Raw genomic sequence first — 3566 nt, 5'->3', positions numbered from 1 at the left:
AGCTTGATCGTGACTACGATAGTCAAGAACATATTTTGGGTCAGCATGATTTCACACATGCAGCTTGGCATGTCGAACGTGTTATGCATCATGTGCGTCCACCTCTACAACGTATGGAACAGTACTGGACCGTGCCGGTGAACTTTTTGATTTTGCCGCTGTTTGCCTTTGTGAATGCGCAAGTACGTATTGTGGGAGTTGATCTCGGGCAAGTCTTTGCTGATCCTGTGGCGCAGGGTGTGTTTTTGGGTGCCGTGTTTGGTAAGCCCATCGGAATTGTTGGTGTGACTTTCTTATTGGTCAAGACAGGTATCTTTAAGCTTCCGCACCATGTCGACTGGCATCAGGTAACCGCAGTTGGTCTCATGGGTGGTATCGGCTTTACGATGTCTATCCTGATTGCTGGCCTCGCTTTTGGTCCGCACGAGGTCAATATTGCTAAGTGCGCAATTTTAGTTGCGGCAGTGGCTTCGAGTACCTTAGGCTTACTTTACGTCAATGCCAGTGACGCTTTACGCAAAAAATCTAAGTAGGTAATTGGCCTACTCTACCGTGCCGTAGACGTAGGCCCAACCGTGGGCTGTGATGATGGAATTGAGCTGATCGCAGAGCTTACCGCGATGATATGAACCTGCAGGCAGCAGCTCGATAATCTCGATGAGATCCTCGGATAGATCATCGACTTCTGCACGTACCAAGGCATCCATACGTGATACCGCCTGCGAAGGCCCCTGTGCATAGAGCTCGTCAACCAAGCGTTGCAATTCTCCGTATTCTGCGGCGGGTTTGCTACCTGAGGGCATAGCTTGGGTTCGGCGTATCATGAAAACTCCTAACAGATAAGTCTGTGGTGTATATACCATGCTAACAGGGTCTGAGGTCTAGGTAGTTTATACTTCGTGCAGGAAAAGGTGAGACACGTTGTCGAGTCTGTCATATGATGCAGACAATGGAGGCAGCTATGAAGAGCGCTTTTGATTTGATGGACACCCCAACTCTTGATGCAGAAATTGCTTCTTTAGAAAGTCGTGTTGATGAGGTACGAGCTCGTAAGCTTTCACTTGATATGGCACGTGGCAAGCCCAGCCCCGAACAGACCAATCTGTCCCGCCCCATGCTGGATTTGTTGAGTTCAAGCAGTGATTTTACCGCTGCAGGTGGAGTTGCCGATAACTACGGTTTTCCTGATGGTCTACCCAAGACCCGCGAACTGGCAGCTGAATTGCTTGGGGTAGATCCTGCTAACGTAGTGGTTTCAGGCTCATCGAGTCTGCATTTGATGCATGACCTTGTGGTACATGGTTATACGCGTGGCGTGGCAGGACAGACGCCTTGGTGCAAGCAGGACACGGTCAAGTGGCTTTGTCCCAGCCCCGGCTACGACCGTCATTTCCGCGTGACCGAAACCTACGGTATTCAAAATATCCCCATACCAATGAATGCTCAAGGCCCTGATATGGATTTGGTTGAGCAGATGGTCAACCATGACAGTTCGGTCAAGGGTATCTGGTGTGTCCCCAAGTATGCCAATCCCAACGGTATAACGTATTCCGATGAGGTTGTGCGTCGTTTTGCTGCGCTCAAACCTGCAGCACCAGATTTTCGTATCTATTGGGATAACGCGTATATTGTTCACGATCTCTACGATGAGCCCGACCAGTTGCTTAATATTTTTGACGCAATGAGAGAAGTCGGTACCTCAAACCTCGTTTATGAGTTTGCTTCAACCTCCAAGGTTACCTTCCCTGGTTCTGGTTTGGCATGGATTACAGCCGATCCCCAAGACATGGTTGAAGTACGCGGAACTCTTGCCGTCGAGCAGGTTGGCCCCGAAAAACTTACTCAGCTCGCCCACGTGCTTTTCTTGCGTGATGCGGCTGGGGTCTGTGCTCATATGAAAAAGCATGCGGCCATTGTTCGCCCGCGTTTTGAGCTAGTTGAACGCAAGCTGAGCGAGGGCCTCTCTGAACTCCATGTTGCTCATTGGAGTCATCCTCGTGGTGGTTACTTTGTCAGCTTTGATGGCCCTGAAGGATCGGCACGCGCAGTTGTAGCGCTGATGGCTGAGCTTGGTGTCAAAATGACTGGTGCTGGTGCAACTTGGCCTGGTGGTATCGATCCTCACGATACCAACATCCGTATTGCACCGACTTATCCTAGCCTAGAAGAGCTTGCTTGTGCTCTCGATGTTTTTGTTTTGGTTGTCAAGCTTGTCGCTGCGCGTCTTGCTCGGACAAGCCGTTAAGTGTCAAGAGGCTTTTGCTAGGCGCTTGTAGGCTCTATACAAAAACGATGGGTAAAGCCTTTTTTGTAATATTATGAACTCTGCACCAAAAGTGTTGTCATTATGTGCGGGCACGTAGCCTCGTCACTACATTGATTGTCAGTACGCAGTTGGATGATTTTTCTGCCCGTTAGGGCTGGATGAAAGGCATGAACGTTTATGTCAAGACAAAACGCAGATAAGTTGCGCGCCAATCGCCGAGCTCCTGAGACTAAAGAGAAGGATGGCAAGAAAAAGCTCACTAGCATCATTATTATTGCCTTTGCGGTGTTGATGGCTCTTTCGATGACACTGCCTTCGCTCGCTCAGATTTTTGCTTCTCATACTAATCAGGCTGACAAGCAAGCCCAAACCGAGGCGGCAAAAAAGAAGCAAAACGCTGAGGCGGGTTCTGCTTCTCAAACTGAAGCGGCAGATACCACGACAGTTGATGGCATCATGAAGCTGTACTCTACCGATATTGCCCGTCACGAAAAAGCGTTGGAGAAAGACAAAAATAGCTTGGTTGAGTTGCTGCAGTGTGGCAAGACCTATATGGAAGCGGGCGGCAAAGCAGCAAGCGTGGCAAAAACCGATGATGATGCAAAGAAGGTTGTCACCCTTTTTGATCAGGCAAAAGGCTATTTTGATCGCTATTTGGCTTTACAGGATGCGGTGACCGTTCGCGTTGACAGAGCTCTTTGCGATTTGTATGAAGGCAATATCGAGAATGGCATTACCGCACTCAAAAAGCTCACTGATGCCGCACCTCAGGATGCGGGATCTGAGTACGGTTATGCCTATATGTATCTAGGCATTGCTTATCAGGCAAAAGGTGATACAAACTCTGCAAAAGCGGCCTATCAGCAGGCACAAAAGCTTGATCCCAACGATGAATTTGGCGCTCGTAGCATGGCCGTGACCCGCCTCGCACAGCTTACGGCGGCAGAAAAACAACAGTCCACAACAACAGATAGTTCGAGTGCGACTGGTAACAATAGTTCTCGCGTTGACAATCTGCTTTCTGATCTTAATAAGTAGATATTATTAGATGACAACATGGACTGAGTTCATGTGAGAGGGGTGAGATGTATGGCAATGGATATCCAGATGATGCGCCTAGAAGATACCGTGCGTATAAGTGTTATAGGTGAAGTAGACGTATCGAATGCTTCTGATTTGCGTGATGAGTTAGATGTACAGCTTGCAAGTACACCACGTGCCATTGAGGTTGATCTCGCACAGGTGCCCTATATTGATTCGACAGGTATTGGCGTACTGGTAGCATTTGCGCATAAGGCGT

Annotated in this window: 5 protein-coding genes; 4 read left to right on the top strand and 1 reads right to left on the bottom strand. The window is 48.8% G+C overall.

What is annotated here, in order from left to right; translation table 11 throughout:
* On the top strand, nucleotides 1-533 hold a 533-nt coding region (locus Q0X25_RS07870), incomplete at its 5' end, for a Na+/H+ antiporter NhaA (protein ID WP_298580923.1).
* A 9-nt stretch (nucleotides 534-542) separates the two neighbouring features.
* Here the strand turns inward: Q0X25_RS07870 and Q0X25_RS07865 are convergent.
* Nucleotides 543-824, bottom strand: coding sequence for a hypothetical protein (locus Q0X25_RS07865; protein ID WP_021735829.1), 282 nt, complete (start codon nucleotides 822-824; stop codon nucleotides 543-545).
* 137 nt (nucleotides 825-961) lie between these two features.
* On the opposite strand from Q0X25_RS07865, the gene Q0X25_RS07860 reads away from it, so the two are divergent.
* From Q0X25_RS07860 to Q0X25_RS07850, 3 genes are all read left to right on the top strand, one after another.
* On the top strand, nucleotides 962-2245 hold the full coding sequence (locus tag Q0X25_RS07860; RefSeq protein ID WP_068539617.1) for an aminotransferase class I/II-fold pyridoxal phosphate-dependent enzyme: 1284 nt from the start codon (nucleotides 962-964) through the stop codon (nucleotides 2243-2245).
* 198 nt (nucleotides 2246-2443) lie between these two features.
* Entirely contained in the window at nucleotides 2444-3304 is an 861-nt protein-coding gene (locus Q0X25_RS07855; protein WP_298580917.1) for a lipopolysaccharide assembly protein LapB, read from the top strand.
* Between the two features lie 51 nt (nucleotides 3305-3355).
* Nucleotides 3356-3566: STAS domain-containing protein (locus Q0X25_RS07850; RefSeq protein ID WP_298580914.1), on the top strand; the 211-nt coding region annotated here is incomplete at its 3' end.

The sequence above is a fragment of the uncultured Olegusella sp. genome, assembly GCF_947253395.1.
Lineage (GTDB): Bacteria > Actinomycetota > Coriobacteriia > Coriobacteriales > Atopobiaceae > Olegusella.
The sequence above is the reverse complement of the archived record's forward strand: the minus strand, read 5'-3'. Positions and strand labels throughout refer to the sequence as shown.

What these genes read in the sequence shown, in the direction of transcription:
- Q0X25_RS07865 (WP_021735829.1), bottom strand. Translation starts at nt 824, where the DNA reads ATGATACGCCGAACCCAAGCTATGCCCTCAGGTAGCAAACCCGCCGCA.
- Q0X25_RS07860 (WP_068539617.1), top strand. Translation starts at nt 962, where the DNA reads ATGAAGAGCGCTTTTGATTTGATGGACACCCCAACTCTTGATGCAGAA.
- Q0X25_RS07855 (WP_298580917.1), top strand. Translation starts at nt 2,444, where the DNA reads ATGTCAAGACAAAACGCAGATAAGTTGCGCGCCAATCGCCGAGCTCCT.